19 protein-coding genes are annotated in these 22,801 nt (G+C 59.2%); 2 read left to right on the top strand and 17 right to left on the bottom strand.

Translation table 11 applies throughout. The annotated features are described in order from the left end of the window. Nucleotides 1-6: 6 nt before the first annotated feature. From nuoH to BLU01_RS01880, 16 genes are all read right to left on the bottom strand, one after another. A complete protein-coding gene (nuoH, locus tag BLU01_RS01955) occupies nt 7-1,014 on the bottom strand; it encodes an NADH-quinone oxidoreductase subunit NuoH (protein ID WP_028623953.1) in 1,008 nt (335 codons plus the stop codon). Further along, nucleotides 1,011-3,725 (bottom strand): NADH-quinone oxidoreductase subunit NuoG, encoded by a 2,715-nt coding sequence (nuoG, locus tag BLU01_RS01950; RefSeq protein WP_092270090.1) that lies wholly within the window; start codon nt 3,723-3,725, stop codon nt 1,011-1,013. Before nuoG ends, nuoH begins: the two co-directional genes overlap by 4 nt. Before the next feature lie 137 nt (nt 3,726-3,862). Next, a complete protein-coding gene (gene nuoF, locus BLU01_RS01945; RefSeq protein ID WP_092270086.1) occupies nt 3,863-5,218 on the bottom strand; it encodes an NADH-quinone oxidoreductase subunit NuoF in 1,356 nt (451 codons plus the stop codon). Beyond that, nucleotides 5,215-5,712, bottom strand: coding sequence for an NADH-quinone oxidoreductase subunit NuoE (gene nuoE / locus BLU01_RS01940; RefSeq protein ID WP_092270083.1), 498 nt, complete (start codon nt 5,710-5,712; stop codon nt 5,215-5,217). Before nuoE ends, nuoF begins: the two co-directional genes overlap by 4 nt. A gap of 2 nt (nt 5,713-5,714) precedes the next feature. Then, complete coding sequence (gene nuoC, locus BLU01_RS01935; protein ID WP_092270080.1) at nt 5,715-7,499, bottom strand: NADH-quinone oxidoreductase subunit C/D; 1,785 nt, start codon at nt 7,497-7,499, stop codon at nt 5,715-5,717. 72 nt (nt 7,500-7,571) lie between these two features. After that, nucleotides 7,572-8,246 (bottom strand): NuoB/complex I 20 kDa subunit family protein, encoded by a 675-nt coding sequence (locus tag BLU01_RS01930; RefSeq protein WP_008146035.1) that lies wholly within the window; start codon nt 8,244-8,246, stop codon nt 7,572-7,574. A gap of 10 nt (nt 8,247-8,256) precedes the next feature. Beyond that, nucleotides 8,257-8,670, bottom strand: a complete 414-nt coding sequence (locus BLU01_RS01925; RefSeq protein ID WP_003223812.1) for an NADH-quinone oxidoreductase subunit A — start codon at nt 8,668-8,670, stop codon at nt 8,257-8,259. 680 nt (nt 8,671-9,350) lie between these two features. Continuing rightward, a complete protein-coding gene (gene aceA / locus BLU01_RS01920; protein WP_008032724.1) occupies nt 9,351-10,676 on the bottom strand; it encodes an isocitrate lyase in 1,326 nt (441 codons plus the stop codon). A gap of 472 nt (nt 10,677-11,148) precedes the next feature. After that, on the bottom strand, nt 11,149-11,910 hold the full coding sequence (locus BLU01_RS01915) for a secretin N-terminal domain-containing protein (protein ID WP_092270077.1): 762 nt from the start codon (nt 11,908-11,910) through the stop codon (nt 11,149-11,151). 215 nt (nt 11,911-12,125) lie between these two features. Further along, on the bottom strand, nt 12,126-12,551 hold the full coding sequence (locus BLU01_RS01910; RefSeq protein ID WP_092270074.1) for a GNAT family N-acetyltransferase: 426 nt from the start codon (nt 12,549-12,551) through the stop codon (nt 12,126-12,128). Continuing rightward, nucleotides 12,544-13,713 carry a ribosomal protein uL16 3-hydroxylase gene (locus BLU01_RS01905; protein ID WP_092270071.1) on the bottom strand — a complete coding sequence of 390 codons (1,170 nt, stop codon included), beginning with the start codon at nt 13,711-13,713 and terminating at the stop codon, nt 12,544-12,546. The genes BLU01_RS01910 and BLU01_RS01905 overlap by 8 nt, the downstream gene beginning before the upstream one ends. A gap of 86 nt (nt 13,714-13,799) precedes the next feature. After that, a complete protein-coding gene (purB, locus tag BLU01_RS01900; protein ID WP_092270068.1) occupies nt 13,800-15,170 on the bottom strand; it encodes an adenylosuccinate lyase in 1,371 nt (456 codons plus the stop codon). A gap of 127 nt (nt 15,171-15,297) precedes the next feature. Next, on the bottom strand, nt 15,298-15,921 hold the full coding sequence (hflD, locus tag BLU01_RS01895; protein ID WP_092270065.1) for a high frequency lysogenization protein HflD: 624 nt from the start codon (nt 15,919-15,921) through the stop codon (nt 15,298-15,300). Next, nucleotides 15,918-17,063: a tRNA 2-thiouridine(34) synthase MnmA gene (gene mnmA / locus BLU01_RS01890; RefSeq protein ID WP_092270062.1), complete on the bottom strand. Its 1,146-nt coding sequence runs from the start codon at nt 17,061-17,063 to the stop codon at nt 15,918-15,920. Before mnmA ends, hflD begins: the two co-directional genes overlap by 4 nt. A gap of 59 nt (nt 17,064-17,122) precedes the next feature. Further along, entirely contained in the window at nt 17,123-17,569 is a 447-nt protein-coding gene (locus BLU01_RS01885) for an NUDIX hydrolase (RefSeq protein WP_092270059.1), read from the bottom strand. A gap of 233 nt (nt 17,570-17,802) precedes the next feature. Continuing rightward, the gene (locus BLU01_RS01880; protein WP_092270056.1) at nt 17,803-20,028 is read right to left on the bottom strand and encodes an NADP-dependent isocitrate dehydrogenase; all 2,226 of its coding nucleotides are present in this window, start codon (nt 20,026-20,028) and stop codon (nt 17,803-17,805) included. Nucleotides 20,029-20,521: 493 nt separating this feature from the next. On the opposite strand from BLU01_RS01880, the gene icd reads away from it, so the two are divergent. After that, a complete protein-coding gene (icd, locus tag BLU01_RS01870) occupies nt 20,522-21,778 on the top strand; it encodes an NADP-dependent isocitrate dehydrogenase (protein WP_092270050.1) in 1,257 nt (418 codons plus the stop codon). Between the two features lie 88 nt (nt 21,779-21,866). Here icd and cspD read toward each other — a convergent pair whose 3' ends face one another. Next, nucleotides 21,867-22,172, bottom strand: coding sequence for a cold shock domain-containing protein CspD (gene cspD, locus BLU01_RS01865; RefSeq protein WP_231987124.1), 306 nt, complete (start codon nt 22,170-22,172; stop codon nt 21,867-21,869). 224 nt (nt 22,173-22,396) lie between these two features. On the opposite strand from cspD, the gene clpS reads away from it, so the two are divergent. Beyond that, complete coding sequence (clpS, locus tag BLU01_RS01860) at nt 22,397-22,780, top strand: ATP-dependent Clp protease adapter ClpS (RefSeq protein WP_092270045.1); 384 nt, start codon at nt 22,397-22,399, stop codon at nt 22,778-22,780. Nucleotides 22,781-22,801 lie beyond the last annotated feature (21 nt).

Genomic DNA, 22,801 nt, shown 5'->3' with positions numbered 1-22,801 from the left:
CTATCCTCACTGAGCCGCGACGGCGGGCGTGTTGAGCAACACGATCGCAGCGGTCACCAGCATGTTGACGAGGGTCAGCGGCAGGCAGAACTTCCAGCTGAAATCCATCACTTGGTCATACCGTGGGCGCGGAATCGAGGCGCGCAACAGGATGAAGATCATGATGAAGAACGCGGTCTTGAGCGCGAACCAGATGAACGGGATCTGCGGCAGAATGCCGAACGGGCCGTGCCAGCCACCGAAGAACAAGGTCACCAGCAACGCCGAAATCAACACGATGCCGATGTACTCGCCAACGAAGAACATGCCCCATTTCATGCCGGCATATTCAATGTGGTAACCGTCGGCCAGTTCCTGTTCCGCTTCCGGCTGGTCGAACGGGTGACGGTGAGTCACGGCGACGCCAGCGATGAAGAAGGTCAGGAAACCGAAGATCTGCGGAATGATGAACCACAGGTTCTGCGCTTGATATTCAACGATGTCGCGCATGTTGAACGAGCCGACCTGAATCACGATGCCCATCAGCGACAGGCCCATGAACACTTCGTACGACACGGTTTGTGCCGAGGCCCGCAAGCTGCCCAGCAGGGCGAACTTGTTGTTGCTCGACCAACCGGCGAACAACACCGCGTACACCGAAAGACCGGCCATGGCGAAGAAAAACAGGATGCCGATGTTGATGTCCGCGACGCCCCAGGTCGGGGTGATCGGGATGATCGCGAAGGCAATCAGCAGGGCGCTCATGGCGACTACCGGTGCCAGGGTGAAGATCATCTTGTCGGCGAACGGCGGCGTCCAGTCTTCCTTGAAGAACATCTTGATCATGTCGGCAGCGATCTGGAACGCGCCGAACGGGCCGACACGGTTCGGACCGTAACGATCCTGCCAGAGGGCGAGCAGACGACGCTCGACCCAGCTCAGCAGCGCGCCGCACACCACCACGGCGAGCAGAATCACGATGGCCTTGAGGACCGCGATGATCACGTCAATCACTTCAGGCGTGAACCAGGTCATTGAGCTGCCTCCTGCAGACCGTCAACGGTTTTGCCAAAGATCGCCGCTGGAATGCCGGCGATACCTGCCGGCAAGGCCACCAGGCCGGCACCGAGTTCTTCGTTGATGCGCAGCGGCAGACGCAGGGTCTGGCCGGCAACATTGAAGCTGAGCAGGGCACCGTCATTGACGCCAAGACGATCGGCTTCAGATTTGGCCAAAGCAACGTAAGGCGCCGGAATGCGTTCCTGAACCGGTGCGGCTTTTGCCGAGGTCTCTTCACTGCCGAGCAGGTGGAAGAACGGCACCACTTGCCAGGTTCCCGGCGCCGGGTTGAACGCGCGCGGAGCACTGGCGAACCAGTTCAGCGAATCACCGGTGCTTTCGATCAGGCGGGTGCCCGGGTCGCCAGCGCGGATGTGACCACCGACTTCGTCCTGGAACTTGTTCCAGGCTTGCGGCGAGTTCCAACCCGGCGACCAGGCGAATGGCACTTGCTGACGCGGTTCGGCCGAGCCCGAGTAACCTTCCATCGAGAAGTTGAACGCGGTGTCGTTGTCCTGCGGAGTACGCGGTTCGTGCACGCTGATGTCAGCGCGCATGGCGGTACGCCCGGAGTAACGCAGCGGTTCGCGCGCCAGTTTCATGCCTTTGATGCGGAACGCGGCGGACGGAGCGGCATCGACGATGCGCGCCAGTTGTGGCCGGCTCGCCGCGACGGCTGCGGTGACGTGGTCCAGTTGGGTCCAGTCGATTGGCTGGTCCAGCAGGGTCGCGCGCAGGGCATGCAGCCAGCGCCAGCCTTCGTGCACCAGAATGCTCGCGTCCATGTATTTCGGATCGAAGACCTGGAAGAAGCGCTGGGCGCGACCTTCCTGGCTGACCAGGGTGCCGTCGCCTTCAGCAAAGCTGGCAGCGGGCAGCACCAAGTGCGCACGATCGCTGGTGGCGGTCTTCTGATGGTCGGCGACGATCAACACTTTCGCAGCGTTCAGGGCGGCATCGACCAGGGCTTTGTCAGTGCGCGTGTACAGATCGTTTTCGAGCACGACGAGGGCGTCGGCGCGGCCATCGATCACTGCTTGCAGCGCGTCGTCGACCGAGTCGCCACCGAGCATGGCCAGGCCGAGGCTGTTGGCCTCTGGCACGATCAGGCTGATGGAACCGTTCTTGTCGCGCAGCTTCAAGGCTTTGGCGATGTTCGCCGCGGCTTCGATCAGCGCTTTGGAACCCAGCGAAGTACCGGCAATGATCAGCGGACGCTTGGCCGCGAGCAGGGCGTCGGCAATGCGCTGGGCCAGGTCAAGGGCTTCAGTATCCAGGCCTTCAACCGCTGGCGCGCTGGCGTCGAGGGCGTGAGCCACGGCGAAACCGATGCGCGCGAGGTCGTCCGGCGCGGCGTGCACGCATTCTTCGGCGATGTCGTCGAGCTTGGTTTCAGCGAGGCTGGCGATGAACAGCGGGTTCAGCTCGTGCTGGCCGATGTTTTTCACCGCAGCGTCGAGCCACGGCTGGACGCGCATCGCATCGGCCATGTCTTCAGCCTTGCCCTTGACCGATTGGCGCAAGGACAACGCCATGCGCGCAGCGGTCTGGGTCAGGTCTTCGCCGAGGACGAAGATCGCGTCGTGGTCTTCGATGTCGCGCATGTTCGGAACCGGCAGCGGGCTGTCGTTCAGGACTTGCAGGACCAGGCGAATACGTTCCAGCTCGGCGGCTTCGATGCCGGAGTAGAAGTGCTCGGCGCCGACCAGTTCGCGCAACGCATAGTTGCTTTCGAGGCTGGCGCGCGGCGAGCCGATACCGACGATGTTGCGACCACGCAGCAGATCAGCCGCTTTATCCAGCGCTTCGTCGAGGCTCAGCTTGGCGCCGTTGGCCAGCAGTGGCTGACGCGGGCGGTCTTCGCGGTTGACGTAGCCGTAGCCGAAACGGCCACGGTCGCACAGGAAGTACTGGTTGACCGAACCGTTGAAGCGGTTTTCGATTCGACGCAGTTCACCGTAGCGCTCGCCCGGAGAAATGTTGCAACCGCTGGAGCAGCCATGGCAGATGCTCGGCGAGAACTGCATGTCCCACTTGCGGTTGTAGCGCTCGGAGTGAGTCTTGTCGGTGAACACACCGGTCGGGCAGACCTCGGTGAGGTTGCCGGAGAACTCGCTTTCGAGGGTGCCGTCTTCAACGCGACCGAAGTACACGTTGTCGTGGGCGCCGAATACACCGAGGTCGGTGCCGCCGGCGTAATCCTTATAGAAACGCACGCAGCGGTAGCAAGCGATGCAGCGGTTCATTTCGTGGGAAATGAACGGGCCCAGTTGCTGGTTCTGGTGAGTGCGCTTGGTGAAGCGGTAACGGCGCTCGTTGTGGCCGGTCATTACCGTCATGTCTTGCAGGTGGCAGTGACCGCCTTCTTCACAGACCGGGCAGTCGTGAGGGTGGTTGGTCATCAGCCATTCGACGACGCTGGCGCGAAACACTTTCGCTTCTTCGTCTTCGATGGAGATCCAGCTGCCGTCAGTGGCGGGTGTCATGCAGGACATGACGATCCGACCACGGGTGTCGTTGGCGTCGGTGTACTGCTTGACCGCGCACTGGCGGCAAGCGCCAACGCTGCCGAGGGCTGGGTGCCAGCAGAAATAAGGGATATCGAGGCCTAGCGACAGACATGCCTGTAACAGGTTGTCTGCCCCATCGACTTCGAGCTCGTTGCCGTCTACGTGGATAGTGGCCATGGTTCAAAGGTCTTCGTTGGCCCGGTGTCAGCGGGCGTGGCTAATGGAATCTTGTTATTCGAGTGAATCAACACAGCCGCTTGCGGCGTCATCACACGAGAAAACGAAGGGCACGGACCCTTCGTTTTTTTAAGCGTTTACGCGCCGACTACGATCGGCCTTGCCAGAGGCGGGACGACGGCGCTGGTGGGCGCGATGCCGGCTTCGAACTCTGAACGGAAGTATTTGATTGCGCTGCCCAACGGCTCCACGGCGCCCGGTGCGTGAGCACAGAAGGTCTTGCCCGGGCCGAGGAAACCGACCAGACCCAGCAGGGTCTCGATATCGCCGGCCTGTCCTTCACCGTTTTCGATTGCGCGCAGCAGCTTGACGCTCCACGGCAAACCGTCGCGGCACGGGGTGCAGAAACCACAGGATTCGCGGGAAAAGAACTCTTCCATGTTGCGCAGCAAGGACACCATGTTGACGCTGTCGTCGACCGCCATGGCCAGGCCGGTACCCATGCGGGTGCCCACTTTGGCGATGCCGCCGGCGTACATTTGCGCGTCGAGGTGTTCCGGCAACAGGAAACCGGTACCGGCGCCGCCAGGCTGCCAGCACTTGAGCTTGAAGCCGTCGCGCATGCCGCCGGCGTAGTCTTCGAACAACTCGCGACCGGTGACGCCGAATGGCAATTCCCACAGGCCCGGGTTCTTGACCTTGCCGGAGAAGCCCATGAGCTTGGTGCCCATGTCTTCACTGCCTTCACGCGCCAACGATTTGTACCAGTCGACGCCGTCGGCAATGATCGCCGGCACGTTGCACAGGGTTTCAACGTTGTTCACGCAAGTCGGCTTGCCCCACACGCCGACGGCGGCAGGGAAGGGCGGTTTGGAGCGCGGGTTGGCGCGGCGGCCTTCGAGGGAGTTGATCAGCGCGGTTTCTTCACCGCAGATGTAACGCCCGGCGCCGGTGTGGACGAACAGCTCGAAATCGAAACCCGAACCGAGGATGTTCTTGCCCAAAAGGCCTGCAGACTTGGCTTCTTCCACGGCACGGGTGAGGTGCTTGGCGGCGGTGGTGTATTCGCCACGCAGGAAGATGTAGCCACGGTAGGTTTTCAGCGCGCGGGCACTGATCAGCATGCCTTCGATCAGCAGATGGGGCAGTTGCTCCATCAGCATGCGGTCTTTCCAGGTGTTCGGCTCCATTTCATCCGCGTTGCACAGCAGGTAGCGGATGTTGATGGATTCGTCTTTGGGCATCAGGCCCCACTTCACGCCAGTGGGGAAGCCTGCACCGCCGCGACCCTTGAGGCCGGCGTCTTTCACGGTCTGGACGATGTCGTCCTGGGCCATGTCGGCGAAGGCTTTGCGCGCAGCGGCGTAACCGTTCTTGGCCTGGTATTCGTCGAGCCACACGGCCTCGCCGTCGTCGCGCAGACGCCAGGTCAGCGGGTGAGTCTCGGCCGAACGCTTGATGCGGTTGGCAGGACCGAAGGAAGTCAGGGTCATACGTAGCCCTCGAGCAATTGGGCGACGCCAGCAGGCTGCACGTCACCGAATGTGTCGTCGTCGATCATCAACGCCGGCGCCTTGTCGCAGTTGCCGAGGCAGCAGACCGGCAGCAGGGTGAAACGACCATCGGCGGTGGTCTGACCCAGGCCGATCCCCAGATTGCTCTGGATTTCGCTGACCACCGACTCGTGGCCGCCGATGTAGCAGACCATGCTGTCGCAGACGCGAATGATGTGGCGGCCGACCGGCTGACGGAAGATCTGGCTGTAGAACGTCGCCACGCCTTCAACGTCGCTGGCCGGGATGCCGAGGATCTCGCCGATCGCGTACAGGGCGCCATCCGGCACCCAGCCGCGTTCCTTCTGGACGATCTTCAGGGCTTCGATCGACGCCGCGCGCGGGTCTTCGTAGTGATGCAACTCGTGCTCGATGGCCGAGCGCTCGGTTTCACTCAAAGTGAAACGGTCTGTCTGGATAAGCGTGCTGTTCATGCTTAGCGGTCCACGTCGGCCATAACGAAATCGATACTACCCAGGTACGCGATCAAGTCCGCGACCATGCTGCCTTTGATCACCGAAGGGATCTGCTGCAAGTGCGGGAAGCTTGGGGTACGAATCCGGGTGCGGTAGCTCATGGTGCCGCCATCGCTCGTCAGGTAATAACTGTTGATGCCCTTGGTCGCTTCGATCATCTGGAAGGATTCGTTGGCCGGCATGACCGGGCCCCACGAAACTTGCAGGAAGTGTGTGATCAAGGTCTCGATGTGCTGCAACGTGCGCTCTTTGGGCGGCGGCGTGGTCAGCGGGTGATCCGCCTTGTACGGGCCTTCCGGCATGTTACGCATGCACTGCTCGATGATTTTCAGGCTCTGGCGCATTTCTTCGACACGCACAATGCAGCGGTCGTAGGCATCGCCGTTGGCCGCCAGCGGCACTTCGAATTCGAAGTTCTCGTAGCCGGAATATGGACGCGCTTTACGCAGGTCGAAATCGCAACCGGTCGAACGCAGGCCGGCACCGGTGACGCCCCATTCCAGGGCTTCTTTGGTGTTGTAGGCAGCGACGCCGATGGTCCGGCCCTTGAGGATGCTGTTGTCGAGCGCAGCTTTCTGGTATTCGTCCAGACGCTTGGGCATCCATTCGACGAAGTCTTTAACCAGTTTTTCCCAGCCGCGCGGCAGGTCGTGGGCGACGCCACCGATGCGGTACCAGGCCGGGTGCAGACGGAAACCGGTGATGGCTTCGATCACCGTGTACGCCTTCTGGCGGTCGGTGAAGGTGAAGAACACCGGAGTCATGGCGCCGACGTCCTGGATGTACGTCCCGAGGAACAGCAGGTGGCTGGTGATCCGGAAGAACTCGGCCATCATGATGCGGATGACGTCGACCTTCTCGGGCACCTTGATGCCAGCGAGCTTCTCGACCGAGAGCACGTAGGGCAGGTTGTTCATCACGCCGCCGAGGTAGTCGATACGGTCGGTGTACGGGATGAAGCTGTGCCACGACTGGCGTTCTGCCATTTTCTCGGCACCACGGTGGTGGTAACCGACGTCCGGCACGCAATCGACGATTTCTTCACCGTCCAGTTGCAGGATGATGCGGAATGCACCGTGCGCCGAAGGGTGGTTCGGGCCGAGGTTGAGGAACATGTAGTCCTCGTTCGCCCCGGAACGCTTCATGCCCCAGTCTTCAGGCTTGAAGCGCGCGGCTTCTTCCTCAAGCTGTTGCTTGGCGAGGGTCAGGGTGAACGGATCGAATTCGGTGGCGCGCGCCGGGAAGTCCTTGCGCAGCGGGTGACCTTCCCAGGTCGGCGGCATCATGATGCGGGTCAGGTGCGGGTGACCTTTGAAGTCGATCCCGTACATGTCCCAGACTTCACGCTCGTACCAGTTGGCGTTGGGCCAGATGCTGGTAACGGTCGGCAGGCTGAGGTCGCTCTCGGACAAGGCGACCTTGATCATCACGTCGCTGTTACGTTCGATCGACATCAGGTGATAGAACACGGTGAAGTCGGCGCCGCTTGGCAGCCCTTGACGCTTGGTGCGCAGGCGCTCGTCCACGCCGTGCAGGTCATAGAGCATGACGTACGGCTTGGGCAGGTTGCGCAGGAACGTCAGGACTTCGACGAGTTTGGCGCGGGCAACCCAAAGCACCGGCATGCCGGTGCGGGTCGGCTGGGCGGTGAACGCCTCGGGGCCAAAACGGTTGTTCAGTTCGACGACCACATCCTGGTCGTCTGCCTTATAAGGCGGGATGTACAGAGCACTGCCTGTAGTCATGGTTATTTATCGCTTTCGGTCAACGTAAAGAATGAAGCCAGGTTCTCGTTCTATTTAAGAAGGGGAGCTGGATCAGACTTCGTCGGGGCTGCGCAGGTTGGTGACTGCGATTCGCTGTTCGCGGCGCTGTTCCTTTTGCGAAGGCATCTCGGCGCGATACACGCCTTGATCACCGACGACCCAGGAAAGCGGACGACGCTCCTGTCCAATCGACTCTTGCAAGAGCATCAAGCCTTGCAGAAAAGCTTCCGGACGGGGCGGGCAGCCAGGCACGTAGACGTCCACGGGCAGGAACTTGTCCACCCCTTGAACGACGGAGTAGATGTCGTACATGCCACCGGAGTTGGCGCACGAACCCATGGAAATAACCCATTTAGGCTCGAGCATTTGCTCGTAGAGACGCTGAATGATCGGCGCCATCTTGATGAAGCAGGTACCGGCGATAACCATGAAGTCCGCCTGACGTGGCGATGCCCGGATAACTTCGGCGCCAAAGCGCGCGATGTCGTGGGGCGCCGTGAAGGCGGTGGTCATTTCCACGTAGCAGCACGAAAGACCGAAGTTGTACGGCCACAGGGAGTTCTTGCGCCCCCAGTTGATCGTGCCGTTAAGCACGTCTTCGAGCTTGCCCATGAAGATGTTTTTGTGAACTTGATCTTCTAACGGATCGGAAACGGTTTCCCGTTCGCCAATCGGATACTGCTCGTTAGGAGCATCGGGGTCGATCCTGGTGAGATTGTATTGCATTGCCAAAGCCTCATTGTTTCAGCTTCGCCTGCCGCTTGCGACGAGCTTCCGGAGCCCAGTCAAGGGCGCCCACTCGGAACAGGTAGACAAGACCTGCCAACAGAATTGCTATGAAAACGAGAGCTTCGACGAATCCGGTCCAGCCGCTTTCGCGGACGGACACAGACCAGGCAAAGAGAAATAGGGCTTCGATATCGAAGATCACGAAGAGCATCGCGACCAGATAGAATTTGGCTGAGAGCCGCAAGCGGGCGCCACCTGTAGGTAGCATGCCGGACTCGAACGGTTCGTTTTTGCTGCGGCCCCAGGCTTTTGACCCGAGGAGGCTGGAGACGCCGAGCATGAAGGCGCAGAGGCCGACGACGCCCAGAAGGAAAATGGCAAAGCCCCAGTTGTGGGCCATGAGTCCTGTCGCTTCGGGCATGCTGGTAATCCTTAACAGAGAGCAAAGGTCTCTGAGCTTGATAGAAACAAAGCAGTGACGATATGTCGCAGCAATCAATCGCGGTGATTTTATGGCACAACACCGTGCAAGTAAAATTCCTGTGGCGAAATTATTTAGCGGAATAAGGACATAGCGTACCTCCACAGCCCTGCGACCCATGCGCTCCGGGCATTAGCCGGCATTTCATCAATATTGTTTTGTGGCAAATGTAACGAACAAAGTTGTGGCTAAATGATAATCAATATTGTTTGCGGCGGTTTTCAAAGTGTTTAACGGGCGAGTGAGTGGGAAGTTGTCTTATATAGCCGTTACTGCAAGTTGCACGTGGGCAGGTTTTACCCGGTTTTGGCGATCGCGATACCGCTCTGGATCAATGTTTTTTCGCGCAAGGTCCGCTACGCGCACATCCCTGTAGCAGCTGCCGAAGGCTGCGTTCGGCTGCGCAGCAGTCGTTAATCAAGCGGTGATGTTTTTCAGGTGAGTTCAATTCGTGGGATCAGCGAGGACTTCGTCCTCGAACGCAGCCTTCGGCAGCTGCTACAGGGAAGGTGGGACGGAAGAAATCCCACGCAAAAAAACGCCCCGAACCTGTCGGGGCGTTAGATGTGCGGCGTTGCGGTTAGCTTTTTATCGGTACGCAGCGGCCGTTTGCTCAGCTATCAGTGGAACTGTTCTTCTTCAGTCGAACCGGTCAGCGCGGTGACCGAAGACGAGCCGCCCTGAATCACGGTGGTCATGTCGTCGAAGTAGCCGGTGCCCACTTCCTGCTGGTGCGCAACGAAGGTGTAACCCTTGGCGGCGTCAGCGAATTCCTGCTCTTGCAGCTTCACGTAAGCAGTCATGTCGTTGCGGGCGTAGTCGTGCGCCAGGTTGAACATGCTGTGCCACATGTTGTGAATGCCGGCCAGGGTGATGAACTGGTGCTTGTAACCCATGGCGGACAGTTCGCGCTGGAACTTGGCGATGGTCGCGTCGTCCAGGTTTTTCTTCCAGTTGAAGGAAGGCGAGCAGTTGTACGACAGCAGTTGGTCCGGGTATTCCTTTTTGATCGCTTCAGCAAAGCGACGAGCTTCGTCCAGATCCGGCTTGGCGGTTTCGCACCAGATCAGGTCGGCGTACGGCGCGTAGGCCAGGCCGCGAGCGATTGCCTGGTCGAGACCGGCGCGCACTTTGTAGAAACCTTCCTGGGTGCGTTCGCCAGTCACGAATGGCTGGTCGTACGGGTCGCAATCGGAGGTCAGCAGGTCAGCTGCGTTAGCGTCGGTACGCGCCAGAATGATGGTCGGTGTGCCGGCAACGTCAGCCGCCAGACGAGCAGCGGTCAGCTTCTGTACGGCTTCCTGGGTTGGCACCAGAACCTTGCCGCCCATGTGCCCGCATTTTTTCACGGAAGCCAGCTGGTCTTCGAAGTGAACGCCGGCGGCGCCTGCTTCGATCATGCTTTTCATCAATTCGTAAGCGTTCAGTACACCGCCGAAACCGGCTTCGGCGTCAGCCACGATTGGTGCGAAGTAGTCGATGTAGCCTTCGTCGCCCGGACCTTTACCGGCTTTCCACTGGATCTGGTCAGCACGACGGAACGAGTTGTTGATGCGCTTGACCACGGTTGGCACCGAGTCCACCGGGTACAGCGATTGGTCCGGGTACATCGATTCGGCGGAGTTGTTGTCCGCAGCCACTTGCCAGCCCGACAGGTAAATAGCCTGGATACCGGCTTTGACTTGCTGAACAGCCTGGCCGCCAGTCAGGGCGCCCATGCAGTTGACGAAATCTTTCTCAGGACGGAAGGACGGCTTGGCACCTTGGGTGACCAGGTTCCAGAGCTTTTCGGCGCCGAGTTTTGCAAAGGTGTGCTCAGGTTGAACCGAACCGCGCAGGCGGACGACGTCAGCAGCGGAGTAAGCGCGTGTCACGCCTTTCCAGCGTGGGTTTTCAGCCCAGTCTTTTTCGAGGGCTGCAATTTGCTGTTCGCGTGTCAGTGCCATGGAGTTAAACCTCGTCGCGTCTTGTATGAAAAGTCGTCTTGGGTGAAAAATTCATGCTCGCTGACCAGAAGCTTAGGTGCTCAAGTCGGATTCGGCGGGGGTGGCGACGGGATGAACGATGGGCTCGAGGGGAAGTGAGCAGGTAAGGGCGAACTGGCGAGCGCATTCGGGCGTCGTGGGCCTTCATACAAACATCAGTGTGGAGCCGGGTTACCTAATTACGCTTCCGTCCCTCGGGACAACTTCGTTCCAGTCGGCAACCTCGTCAAACACACCTTGTGGGCGGTACAGACACGAATCGGCTTGCGGGGTAGATGCAGGCGTCGATCCGAAGGCCCTTTCCAGGGCCCCTGATTAGCGGGAGCGAGGCCATCATGCCTTTGCTTTTTTAGCCCGTCAAACGTTTTGTAGTGCTTTTTTTCAAGCACTACATCTTTAGTCTAATACGACTAATCAGTCAGTTTTCGGTGCTTTAGTCCAGCGTGTCGACTTTCACTCGCAGCGTCATGTCATCGCGGCCCTGAGTAGAGTAGCTGCGGGTCAGGCCCTGTTTGTCGGCCTGAGTCTGCCGGTTCACGCCGGCGAGGGTGATCCACTCGCCCAGGCGCCCGGTGACAGTTGTGTCGGTACTTTGCACATTCACTACATCGGGACGTTCCTGGCTCATGCGGTCACGATTGGTACCGATTGCCAAGTGAACGATGTCACCGGTGACGCTGGCAGTGACGTAGAAACCCTGTGTGACGTTGCGATATTCGGTCTGGCTGCGCAAATCACCGTAGGAATCGGTCTGGCTGCTGGTCAACGGCACGCTTTGGCCGACCTGGATCAGCGCCGGTGAACCTTCGCTGGCCTGGATTTGCTGGACGCCGCCATCACGGCTGTTGGTGCTGCGGTTGATGATGCGGGTCTGGCTCGGCTTGACGCCATTCACCGAATAACCCTGATCGCCCTGGTAATTGTTTTCGTTGGTGTCGACGGTGATCAGCAGGCGCTTGGGTTGGGTATCCAGCTGCGCGATCAGCGCTTTGAGTTCGTCGATCTTGCGTTGGTCAGCGTTGACGATCAGTTGATTGCCGTAGGCGCTGACCTGGCCGTCCTTGCCGATGAAATCCTGCGCCATCGGCAGCATGTCGGCGCTGGTGTGGTAGCTCAGGGGCACAATTTCGGTGGCGGCCATGACCGAAAAACTGCAGGTCAGCAGCAGCGTGGTGAGCAGGGTGCGTAGGGACATGTCCGTTATCTCCGCTTTCGAAAGGCTTGATATTGCCAGTTTGTCGGCACGGGGTGGGGCAAGTTGAATCGCGCACAGCAAAACGCCCCGGCATCCGAAGATGGCGGGGCGTTTTGTGGTGTTCTTGAAGCCCCTATCGCGAGCAAGCTCGCTCCCACAGGGGAATGCATTCCAATTGTGGGAGCGAGCTTGCTCGCGATGGGGGCTACTCGGTCTCAGACCGAATGCCGGACCATGTCGACATGTGGAATCCCGGCTTCGAGGAATTCCTCACTGACCAGGCTGAAGCCCAAACGCTCATAGAACGCCGTGGCCTGCACCTGCGCGCTGAGCATTTGCTGCTTCAACCCGCGTTTTTCAGCTTCGCCGATCACTGCTTGCATCAGCGCATCGCCCACTTTCAAACCGCGCCAGTCCTTGAGCACCGACACGCGACCAATGTGCCCATCGGGCAACAGGCGCGCGGTGCCAATCGGAAAGTCGCCTTCGTATGCGAGGAAATGCACCGCTGTGGCGTCATCGGCATCCCATTCCAGTTCAGGTGGAACGGATTGCTCGGCGATGAACACCGTCTCACGAATGCGCCGGATCTCGGCGATATCCTTTTGCCAGTCTGCGACACGAACGTGGATTTTATTCATCAGCAAACCCCAGGCTGCCTTGCTTGACCAATTCGCACAGCAAGCCGCGACCGTCTTCATCGCTCAGCCATGCGCCGAGGTTATCGCTGTGCAGAGCGTCAGCCGCGCAGATCAGCTTCAGCAGCTCGCGCAGTTTGCCCGGCAGGTAACGGCTCTGGCCGCTGGCGAACAACAGCAAGTCGTCATCGACTTCGGACCACGCCATGCGCGCGCTCGGGTTGCGGATCAGCACTGCGCCTTCTTCGAGGCTGGCGAGGAAGTCTTCTTCTTCGATTTCTTCCGGGCCAACCACCAATTCCGGGTAGCGCGGTTCGGTCATGTACTGGCCGAACCAGGTCAGCAGCAGACGCTCGTCGCTCATGTGCTCGGCCAGCAAGGCTTTCAAGCGATCAAGCGCGTCGTGCTGAATTTGGTGCGGATCGACTGCCGGCAGGGCGTCGGCATCGGTGTAGCGCTCTTCGTCAGTCAGGAACTGGCTGAGGAAGTCGGTGAAATGCGTCAGCACTTCCGAGGCGCTTGGTGCGCGGAAGCCGACCGAGTAGGTCATGCAGTCGTCAACCGCAACGCCACAATGGGCCAGACGCGGCGGCAGATAAAGCATGTCGCCCGGCTCCAGAACCCACTCATCGGTGGCTTCGAAGTCGGCAAGAATGCGCAGGTCTGCGTGCGGCAGCAGGGTGCTCTCGGAATCGCACATCTGGCCGATTTTCCAATTGCGCTTGCCGTGACCTTGCAGCAGGAACACGTCGTAGTTATCGAAGTGCGGACCAACGCTGCCACCCGGTGCAGCGAAGCTGATCATCACGTCATCGACGCGCCAGCTCGGCAGGAAACGGAAGTTTTCCAGCAGTTCGCTGACTTCCGGCACGAACTGATCGACCGCTTGCACCAGCAAGGTCCACTCGGTTTCCGGCAATTTGCTGAACTCGTCTTCAGCGAACGGGCCGCGACGCATTTCCCAGGGACGCTCGCCGTGCTCGATCACCAGACGCGATTCAACTTCTTCTTCCAGCGCCAGGCCGGCCAGTTCGTCCGGGTCGATCGGGCTTTCGAAATCAGGCATTGCCTGGCGGATCAGCAGTGGTTTTTTCTGCCAGTAGTCACGCAGGAATTCGCGCGCCGTGATGCCGCCCAGAAGTTGAAGAGGAATGTCAGGATTCATGTGTAACCTATTGAAAAAAAGCACTTTTCAGACGGGAATAAAAACGCCCGGCGCTGCCGGGCGTCTCAAACGGGTACAGCGTTGGATCAGATGCGTTTGGCTTGCTCTACAGCGTTGCCGATGTAGTTGGCCGGGGTCAGCAATTTCAGCTCGGCTTTGGCCGCGGCTGGCATGTCCAGGCCGTCGATGAAAGTTTGCAACGCTTCAGGGCTGATGCCCTTGCCACGGGTCAACTCTTTCAGCTTCTCGTACGGGTTTTCGATGTTGTAGCGACGCATGACAGTCTGGATCGGCTCGGCCAACACTTCCCAGCACGCGTCGAGGTCAGCGGCAATCTTCTGCGCGTTGAGCTCAAGTTTGCTGATGCCTTTGAGGCTGGCTTCGTAGGCAATCACGCTGTGGGCGAAGCCGACACCGAGGTTGCGCAATACGGTGGAGTCGGTCAGGTCGCGCTGCCAGCGGGAAATTGGCAGTTTGCTCGCCAAGTGCTGGAACAGTGCGTTGGCGATACCCAGGTTGCCTTCGGAGTTTTCGAAGTCGATCGGGTTGACCTTGTGCGGCATGGTCGACGAACCGATTTCGCCAGCGATGGTGCGCTGTTTGAAATAACCCAGGGAAATGTAGCCCCAGATGTCGCGGTCGAAGTCGATCAGGATGGTGTTGAAGCGCGCAATCGCGTCGAACAGCTCGGCAATGTAGTCGTGCGGTTCGATCTGCGTGGTGTACGGGTTGAAGCCCAGGCCCAGCTCGTCTTCGATGAAAGCGCGGGCATTTTCTTCCCAGTCGATTTCCGGGTAGGCCGACAGGTGCGCATTGTAGTTGCCGACTGCGCCGTTGATCTTGCCCAGCAGCGGCACCGCAGCAACCTGAGCAATTTGACGCTCCAGACGGTAAACCACGTTCGCCAGCTCTTTGCCCAGAGTGGTCGGGGAGGCTGGTTGACCGTGAGTGCGCGAAAGCATCGGCACGTCAGCGAAACGCACGGCCAGTTCGCGGATGGCTTCGGCGGTCTGGCGCATCAGCGGCAGCATTACATCATCACGGCCTTCGCGCAGCATCAGGGCGTGGGACAGGTTGTTGATGTCCTCGCTGGTGCAGGCAAAGTGGATGAATTCGCTGACCTTGGCCAATTCCGGCAGCTTGGCCGCTTGCTCTTTGAGCAGGTATTCGATGGCTTTGACGTCGTGGTTGGTGGTGCGCTCGATCTCTTTGACACGCTCGGCGTGCTCCAGAGCGAAGTTGTCTGCCAGGGTGTTCAACACCGCGTTGGCTTCGGCGGAGAACGCCGGCACTTCGCTGATGCCTGGGTGAGCGGCCAGGCGCTGGAGCCAGCGCACTTCAACCAGAACGCGCGCACGGATCAGACCGTATTCGCTGAAAATTGGGCGCAGGGCCTGGGTTTTGCCGGCGTAGCGGCCGTCAACAGGGGAAACCGCAGTGAGCGAAGAAAGCTGCATGGGGTGTTCTCGGACAGTCGGGCAACGAAATGGGGCGCGTATCATACATGAAAAAATCCGCCGGTCCGTTGCCAACTGACCGGCGTATTACGCGTTACAGATCTGAAACAGTCTTGCGGGCGCGGGTTCAGCTGCTGCGCATCAGCGGGTAAAGCTCTTTCAGTAACTTGCGACGACTGATCACCAACTGCCAGCGATGGCCACCCAACTGCCGCCACAGCCGCGCCGAGCGAATCCCGGCGAGCAACAGCGCGCGGATCTTCGAAGCGTTGCTCGGTTGCTGCAGGTTGCGCATGTCGCCGTGCACCTGAATGCGTTGGCGCAGGGTGCTCAGGGTGTCCTGGTACAGCGCGCCGCACGCGGCAATCACATTTTCGTGGGCCGGGCCGAAATGCTCGACCTGTGACTGAATCTGCGGCAGACGCTTGCCGATCACGTCGAGCATGTCGTCGCGTTTGGCCAGTTGCCGCTCCAGACCGAGCATCGCCAGGGCGTAACGCAGCGGTTCGCGCTGCAGCGTGCTCGGGTCGCGTTCGAGGGCGCCAATCAACGCGCGATAACCTTCGCGCAAATTGAGGTCGTCGCCACCGTAGACTTCCAGCGTGTCCTTGGGGTCGCGAATCAGCAGACTGCCGAGCATGCAGGCCAAACCGGCTTCGCTGGTCTGGCCGGTCTTGGCGATCTTGTCGACCAGCACCGCAGCGAGAAATACGCCGCCGAGTGCCGTCAGTTGCTCCTGAGTCGGGCTCATTGTGCCGCGCCTTGAGCAGTGTCTTGGCGCGTCCACGGTTCGGCAACTTCGATCACGCCGCCGCCGAGGCAGATTTCACCGTCATAGAACACCACGGATTGCCCCGGAGTGACCGCGCGTTGCGGGTCATCGAAAGTCGCGCGGTAGCCGCTGGCGGTTTTTTCCAGCGTGCACGCCTGGTCGCTCTGGCGATAACGCACTTTGGCCGTCAGGCGTCGCGGCTGGCTCAGGTCGATCGGGTTGACCCAATAGATGTCCGAGGCGAGCAGGGCGCGGGAGAACAGGTAAGGGTGATCATTGCCCTGGCCGACGATCAGCTCGTTGTTGACCAAGTCCTTGATCAGCACGTACCACGGCTCGTCGCTGGCGTCTTTCAAACCGCCAATACCAAGGCCCTGACGCTGGCCGATGGTGTGGTACATCAAGCCGTGGTGGCGGCCGATGACTTCGCCTTCGGTGGTTTTGATTTCGCCCGGTTGCGCCGGCAGGTACTGCTTGAGGAAGTCGCTGAAACGGCGTTCGCCGATAAAGCAGATGCCGGTGGAATCCTTTTTCTTCGCGGTCGCCAGATCGTGTTTCTCGGCAATCGCGCGCACTTCCGGTTTTTCCAGCTCGCCGACCGGGAACAGGGTCTTGGCGATCTGTTCACCGCCGACGGCGTGCAGGAAATAACTCTGGTCCTTGTTCGGATCGAGGCCCTTGAGCAGTTCGGTGCGGCCATCGATGTCGCGGCGACGCACGTAGTGGCCGGTGGCGATCAGGTCTGCGCCGAGCACCATGGCGTAGTCGAGGAACGCCTTGAACTTGATCTCGCGGTTACACAGGATGTCCGGGTTCGGCGTGCGGCCGGCCTTGTATTCGGCCAGGAAGTGCTCGAACACGTTGTCCCAGTACTCGGCGGCGAAATTGGCGGTGTGCAGCTTGATGCCAATTTTGTCGCACACAGCCTGCGCATCCGCCAGGTCGTCCATGGCGGTGCAGTATTCCGTTCCATCGTCTTCTTCCCAGTTCTTCATGAACAGGCCTTCCACCTCATAACCCTGCTCGATCAGCAGGAGAGCGGAAACGGAAGAGTCCACGCCGCCGGACATGCCGACAATGACGCGCTTCTTTTGTGTGTCAGAAGGGGCTGGATCACGCATAGGGATTCAATGAGTGTCTTTAAAAAGGACGCGATTCTAGCAGGCCGAAGCCCACAAGGCTAAAGAGAAGGGCGGATCAGTTCGAGACCGAAGTGCTTGCCGTCCAGATAATCATCGATACAGCGGATGATCAGCTCACTGCGCCAGTTTGCGCGCTGGGCCAGCAGTTCGTCACGGGTCAGCCATTTGGCGCCGAGAATGCCGTCGTCCAGTTGATAGTCGGGGTTGTGTTTGAGCGCTTTGGCGATGAAGCAGACGCGCTGATAAGTCACGCCGTTGCTCGGTGCGGTGTAGAGGTACAGGCCGACGATGGCGGTTGGCTCGACGTCCCAGCCGGTTTCTTCAAGAGTTTCGCGCACGGCGGCTTCGATCAGGGTTTCATTCGGGTCGAGGTGACCGGCGGGCTGGTTGAGCACCGCGCGGCCGCCCTTGAGTTCTTCGACCATCAGGAAGCGACCGTTGTCTTCGACGATGGTGGCGACGGTGATGTGGGGTAGCCAAGTCATGAAAATACCTCGTGTGGTCTGTAGCAGCTGCCGAGCCTGCGAGGCTGCGTTCGGCTGCGCAGCAGTCGTAAACCCTATGCCCGCGGTCAGTCTGAAACACCGCAGGGCCTGATTCTACGACGGCTCCGCCGCCGAACGCAGCCTCGCAGGCTCGGCAGCTGCTACAAGTGTTGCGCATGACAGAAACACAAACCCCGGCACGGGGCCGGGGTTTGTGATGTTCCCTTACAACCTTAAACCAACGCTGCAATCGCAGCGTTGAAGGTGTTGCTCGGGCGCATGGCCTTGCTGATCAGCTCGGCATTGGCGTGGTAGTAACCGCCGATGTCCACTGGTTTGCCCTGAACGGCGTTGAGCTCGGCGACGATGGTCGCTTCGTTCTCGGTCAGGGTTTTCGCCAATTGGCCAAACTGCGCTTGCAGTGCAGTGTCTTCGGACTGGGCGGCCAGGGCTTGAGCCCAGTACAGCGCCAGGTAGAAGTGGCTGCCGCGGTTGTCGATGTTGCCGACTTTGCGCGATGGCGACTTGTTGTTGTCGAGGAACTGGCCAGTGGCCTGATCCAGAGTTTTAGCCAACACCAGCGCTTTAGGGTTGTTGTACGTCACACCCAGATGCTCAAGCGAAGCAGCCAACGCGAGGAACTCGCCCAGCGAATCCCAACGCAGGAAGTTCTCTTCCAGCAGCTGTTGAACGTGCTTTGGTGCCGAACCGCCAGCGCCGGTTTCAAACAGACCGCCGCCATTCATCAGCGGTACGATCGACAGCATCTTGGCGCTGGTGCCCAGTTCCATGATCGGGAACAGGTCAGTCAGGTAGTCGCGCAATACGTTGCCGGTCACCGAGATGGTGTCCTTGCCTTCGCGAGTGCGGTCCAGGGTGAACTTCATCGCGTCGACTGGCGACATGATGCGGATGTCCAGGCCGGAAGTGTCGTGATCCTTCAGGTAAGCCTGAACTTTCTCGATCACTACGCCATCGTGAGCGCGCATTGGGTCCAGCCAGAAAATCGCCGGGGTGCTGCTGGCGCGAGCACGGTTGACAGCCAGTTTCACCCAATCCTGGATCGGTGCGTCTTTGGTCTGGCACATGCGGAAGATGTCGCCGGTTTCAACCGACTGTTCCAGCAGCAGGGCGCCTTTGCTGTCGGTAACGCGAACGACACCGTTGGCCTTGATCTGGAAAGTCTTGTCGTGCGAGCCGTACTCTTCGGCTTTCTTCGCCATCAGGCCAACGTTTGGCACGCTGCCCATGGTGGTCGGATCAAACGCGCCGTTGGCCTTGCAGTCTTCGATGACCGCCTGGTAAATGGTCGCGTAGCAACGATCCGGGATCACAGCCTTGGTGTCGTGCAACTGACCGTCAGTGCCCCACATTTTGCCGGAGTCACGGATCATCGCCGGCATCGAGGCGTCGACGATAACGTCGCTTGGCACGTGCAGGTTGGTGATGCCTTTGTCGGAGTTGACCATGGCCAACGACGGACGCACGGCGTAAACCGCCTGAATGTCCGCTTCGATCTGCGCTTGCTGCTCGGCCGGCAAGGCCTTGATGCGAGCGTACAGGTCGCCGATGCCGTTGTTCAGGTTGAAGCCGATCTGTGCCAGCACGTCAGCGTGCTTGGCCAGTGCGTCTTTATAGAACTCGGCAACGATCTGGCCGAACATGATCGGGTCGGAGACCTTCATCATGGTCGCTTTCAAGTGCACCGACAGCAGCACGCCTTTGGCTTTGGCGTCTTCGATCTCGGCGGCGATGAAGCTGCGCAGAGCGTTTTTGCTCATGACCGCGCAATCGAGGATCTCACCAGCTTGCACGCTGGTCTTTTCTTTCAGCACGGTGGCGGTGCCGTCCTGAGCGATCAGTTCGATTTTCACGGCGTCAGCGGCGTCGATCAAGGCAGCTTTTTCGCTGCCGTAGAAATCGCCGGTGCTCATGTGCGCAACGTGGGATTTGGAGTCTGCAGCCCAGGCGCCCATTTTGTGCGGGTGCTTGCGCGCATAGTTCTTGACCGACAGCGGTGCGCGGCGATCGGAGTTGCCTTCGCGCAGTACCGGGTTCACGGCGCTGCCCTTGATCTTGTCGTAACGCGACTTGGCTTCTTTGTCGGCGTCGCTGCTCACGGTTTCCGGGTAGTCCGGCAGTGCGAAGCCCTGGGCTTGCAGCTCTTTGATCGCGGCTTGCAGTTGCGGAACCGAAGCACTGATGTTCGGCAACTTGATGATGTTGGCTTCAGGCGTAACGGCCAGGTCGCCCAGTTCGGCGAGGTGGTCGGCTACGGCTTTGTCACCCAATTGCTCGGGGAAGCTGGCCAGGATGCGCCCTGCAAGAGAGATATCGCGGGTTTCCACGGCGATATCAGCGGAGGCGGTGAAAGCCTCTACGATAGGCAACAGTGAATAGGTGGCGAGGGCTGGGGCTTCGTCGGTGAAGGTATAGATGATCTTCGAGCGGGTGGGCATATTCGGATTAACTCTCTTCTTTGCTAAAGCATGCGCAGAAAACTCGAGGGGCGCCGGATAAGCGCGTTCGTTCAAAGTCGTCCATGAGCCGAATGTCGAGATTTGTGCGCGGTGATGTTGGGTGCATCAGTCGAGCGTCAAGCGGGTGGGCTGCGATAACAACCCGGCTTCAATCTGGCTGAGAGTCTCGTAATAGAGAGCTCGGCCTGTGTGACCCTTCGGTCAGCGGCGGCATTATACATAGGTGGCTGGCAATCTGCCGATGGTTCATACGCAACGAATCTCGTCCATTGGTCTAAAGGTCGCAGGGGCGAGTGGGGCGTAGAGTCTTGCACCGTGCTTGAGTTTGGCGCTTTTCCCTTTGCTTTCAGGCTTGTAGAACATGAACTGCGCAGCTTTGCCGCAGATGGGTGGAACATAGGGTTTTCGCGCCGATTTAACTGGGGTACGCTCGAACGAAGCCAGATGTTCAATCCAAACAATGGAGTTCAGCATGGGATACAAGAAGATTCAGGTGCCAGCAGTCGGCGACAAAATCACCGTCAACGCGGACCATTCTCTCAATGTTCCTAACAACCCGATCATCCCCTTTATCGAAGGCGATGGTATTGGCGTTGATATCAGCCCGGTCATGATCAAGGTTGTCGATGCTGCTGTGAAGAAGGCTTACGGCGGCGAGCGCAAAATTTCCTGGATGGAAGTCTTCGCCGGGGAGAAAGCGACTCAGGTTTACGATCAGGACACCTGGCTACCTCAGGAAACCCTGGACGCGGTCAAAGATTACGTGGTTTCCATCAAGGGCCCTCTGACCACCCCGGTCGGCGGCGGCATCCGTTCGTTGAACGTGGCCCTGCGTCAGCAACTCGACCTCTATGTCTGCCTGCGCCCGGTGCGCTGGTTTGAAGGCGTGCCGAGCCCGGTGAAAAAGCCTGGCGACGTCGACATGACGATCTTTCGCGAGAACTCGGAAGACATTTACGCCGGCATCGAGTGGAAGGCCGGTTCGCCGGAAGCCACCAAAGTCATCAAATTCCTTAAAGAAGAAATGGGCGTCACCAAGATCCGTTTCGACGAAAACTGCGGCATCGGCGTCAAGCCGGTTTCGCTGCAAGGCACCAAGCGTCTGGCGCGCAAGGCTCTGCAGTATGTGGTCGACAACGATCGCGACTCGCTGACCATCGTCCACAAAGGCAACATCATGAAGTTCACCGAAGGTGCCTTCAAGGAATGGGCCTACGAAGTGGCGGCTGAAGAATTCGGCGCAACGCTGCTCGACGGCGGGCCGTGGATGCAGTTCAAGAACCCGAAAACCGGCAAGAATGTCATCGTCAAGGACGCCATCGCCGATGCCATGCTCCAGCAGATCCTGCTGCGCCCGGCCGAATACGATGTGATCGCGACCCTAAACCTCAACGGCGACTACCTCTCTGACGCCCTCGCGGCCGAAGTGGGCGGTATCGGTATCGCGCCAGGTGCGAACCTGTCCGACACCATCGCGATGTTCGAGGCAACCCACGGGACTGCGCCGAAATACGCCGGCAAGGACCAGGTCAACCCGGGTTCGCTGATCCTTTCCGCCGAAATGATGCTGCGGCACATGGGCTGGACCGAAGCTGCTGACCTGATCATCAAGGGCACCAACGGCGCGATTTCCGCCAAAACTGTGACTTATGATTTCCACCGTTTGATGGACGGCGCGCAATTGCTGTCTTCTTCGGCATTCGGTGATGCGCTGATTTCGCACATGTAAGCGATTTGCAGCAAATAAAAAACCGCCCGGCTCATATCCTTGAGTCGGGCGGTTTTTTTATGACTGGATGTCTGAAGTCTTGACGTGTTCAGGCGAGTACTTTTGCTGATTCGCCAGATTTTGTTTCACCCGCACTGGCAGTCGTCGCGGCGCCGTGGGTGTGAACCTCGTGCTTCTCGCATTGAGCGCAGATCGCCACCGCGTGCAGGCCTTTGGGGCCTTGAATGATCTCGAAGTCCACCGGCTGCCCGGCCTTCAGGGTTTTATAACCTTCCATGGTGATCGCGGAAAAATGAGCGAAGAGGTCTTCGTTCTTTCCGTCCTCAATGATAAAACCGTAACCCTTGGCATTGTTGAACCATTTGACCTTGCCGCTGACCTTGACGCCTGACATACCCATATCCCTCTGCAACAGACTCCATCACTGGAGTATCATCCAGTTCATCCGCAATCTATCTGATAAATAAGATTGACTCCGCGGACCTTTTTTACCCACTGTGGGCTCTATTGGTTGTAACACCGTTTCCCCGATAGTCAAGGTGACCGGGCAGTCGGAGTTGAAATCGTTGATAGCTGCCCCCACCACTGTATTTGCACAACTGACGAACCTTTCTTTCCATGCATGCAATTAGCCAGATTCGACTAACATTCAATCAGGATCGCCCGACTCTCCAGAAAGAACACCCGGAGGAACACGACGACGATTCCGCAGGCATTGCTGTTCAGGAGGCCAAGCCTGCTTTACAGGCGCCGCCGATGTACAAGGTGGTTTTGTTCAATGATGACTACACACCGATGGATTTCGTCGTCGAAGTGCTCGAGGTGTTTTTTAACCTGAATCGCGAGCTGGCGACCAAGGTCATGCTGGCCGTCCACACAGAAGGACGGGCAGTATGTGGAGTGTTTACCCGCGACATCGCCGAGACTAAGGCCATGCAGGTCAACCAGTACGCCAGGGAAAGCCAGCATCCGCTACTCTGTGAAATCGAGAAGGACGGTTAATCGCCGACCACTTGGGTATGA

It is taken from the genome of Pseudomonas prosekii (assembly GCF_900105155.1).
Lineage (GTDB): Bacteria > Pseudomonadota > Gammaproteobacteria > Pseudomonadales > Pseudomonadaceae > Aquipseudomonas > Aquipseudomonas prosekii.
This window is presented reverse-complemented; position numbering and strand designations above follow the sequence as displayed.

What these genes read in the sequence shown, in the direction of transcription:
- icd (WP_092270050.1), top strand. Translation starts at nt 20,522, where the DNA reads ATGGGATACAAGAAGATTCAGGTGCCAGCAGTCGGCGACAAAATCACC.
- purB (WP_092270068.1), bottom strand. Translation starts at nt 15,170, where the DNA reads ATGCAGCTTTCTTCGCTCACTGCGGTTTCCCCTGTTGACGGCCGCTAC.
- cspD (WP_231987124.1), bottom strand. Translation starts at nt 22,172, where the DNA reads ATGTCAGGCGTCAAGGTCAGCGGCAAGGTCAAATGGTTCAACAATGCC.
- aceA (WP_008032724.1), bottom strand. Translation starts at nt 10,676, where the DNA reads ATGGCACTGACACGCGAACAGCAAATTGCAGCCCTCGAAAAAGACTGG.
- nuoG (WP_092270090.1), bottom strand. Translation starts at nt 3,725, where the DNA reads ATGGCCACTATCCACGTAGACGGCAACGAGCTCGAAGTCGATGGGGCA.
- BLU01_RS01910 (WP_092270074.1), bottom strand. Translation starts at nt 12,551, where the DNA reads ATGAATAAAATCCACGTTCGTGTCGCAGACTGGCAAAAGGATATCGCC.
- BLU01_RS01930 (WP_008146035.1), bottom strand. Translation starts at nt 8,246, where the DNA reads ATGCAATACAATCTCACCAGGATCGACCCCGATGCTCCTAACGAGCAG.
- BLU01_RS01885 (WP_092270059.1), bottom strand. Translation starts at nt 17,569, where the DNA reads ATGACTTGGCTACCCCACATCACCGTCGCCACCATCGTCGAAGACAAC.
- hflD (WP_092270065.1), bottom strand. Translation starts at nt 15,921, where the DNA reads ATGAGCCCGACTCAGGAGCAACTGACGGCACTCGGCGGCGTATTTCTC.
- BLU01_RS01880 (WP_092270056.1), bottom strand. Translation starts at nt 20,028, where the DNA reads ATGCCCACCCGCTCGAAGATCATCTATACCTTCACCGACGAAGCCCCA.
- nuoF (WP_092270086.1), bottom strand. Translation starts at nt 5,218, where the DNA reads ATGACCCTGACTTCCTTCGGTCCTGCCAACCGCATCAAGCGTTCGGCC.
- nuoC (WP_092270080.1), bottom strand. Translation starts at nt 7,499, where the DNA reads ATGACTACAGGCAGTGCTCTGTACATCCCGCCTTATAAGGCAGACGAC.
- clpS (WP_092270045.1), top strand. Translation starts at nt 22,397, where the DNA reads ATGCATGCAATTAGCCAGATTCGACTAACATTCAATCAGGATCGCCCG.
- nuoE (WP_092270083.1), bottom strand. Translation starts at nt 5,712, where the DNA reads ATGAACAGCACGCTTATCCAGACAGACCGTTTCACTTTGAGTGAAACC.
- BLU01_RS01925 (WP_003223812.1), bottom strand. Translation starts at nt 8,670, where the DNA reads ATGCCCGAAGCGACAGGACTCATGGCCCACAACTGGGGCTTTGCCATT.
- nuoH (WP_028623953.1), bottom strand. Translation starts at nt 1,014, where the DNA reads ATGACCTGGTTCACGCCTGAAGTGATTGACGTGATCATCGCGGTCCTC.
- BLU01_RS01905 (WP_092270071.1), bottom strand. Translation starts at nt 13,713, where the DNA reads ATGAATCCTGACATTCCTCTTCAACTTCTGGGCGGCATCACGGCGCGC.
- BLU01_RS01915 (WP_092270077.1), bottom strand. Translation starts at nt 11,910, where the DNA reads ATGTCCCTACGCACCCTGCTCACCACGCTGCTGCTGACCTGCAGTTTT.
- mnmA (WP_092270062.1), bottom strand. Translation starts at nt 17,063, where the DNA reads ATGCGTGATCCAGCCCCTTCTGACACACAAAAGAAGCGCGTCATTGTC.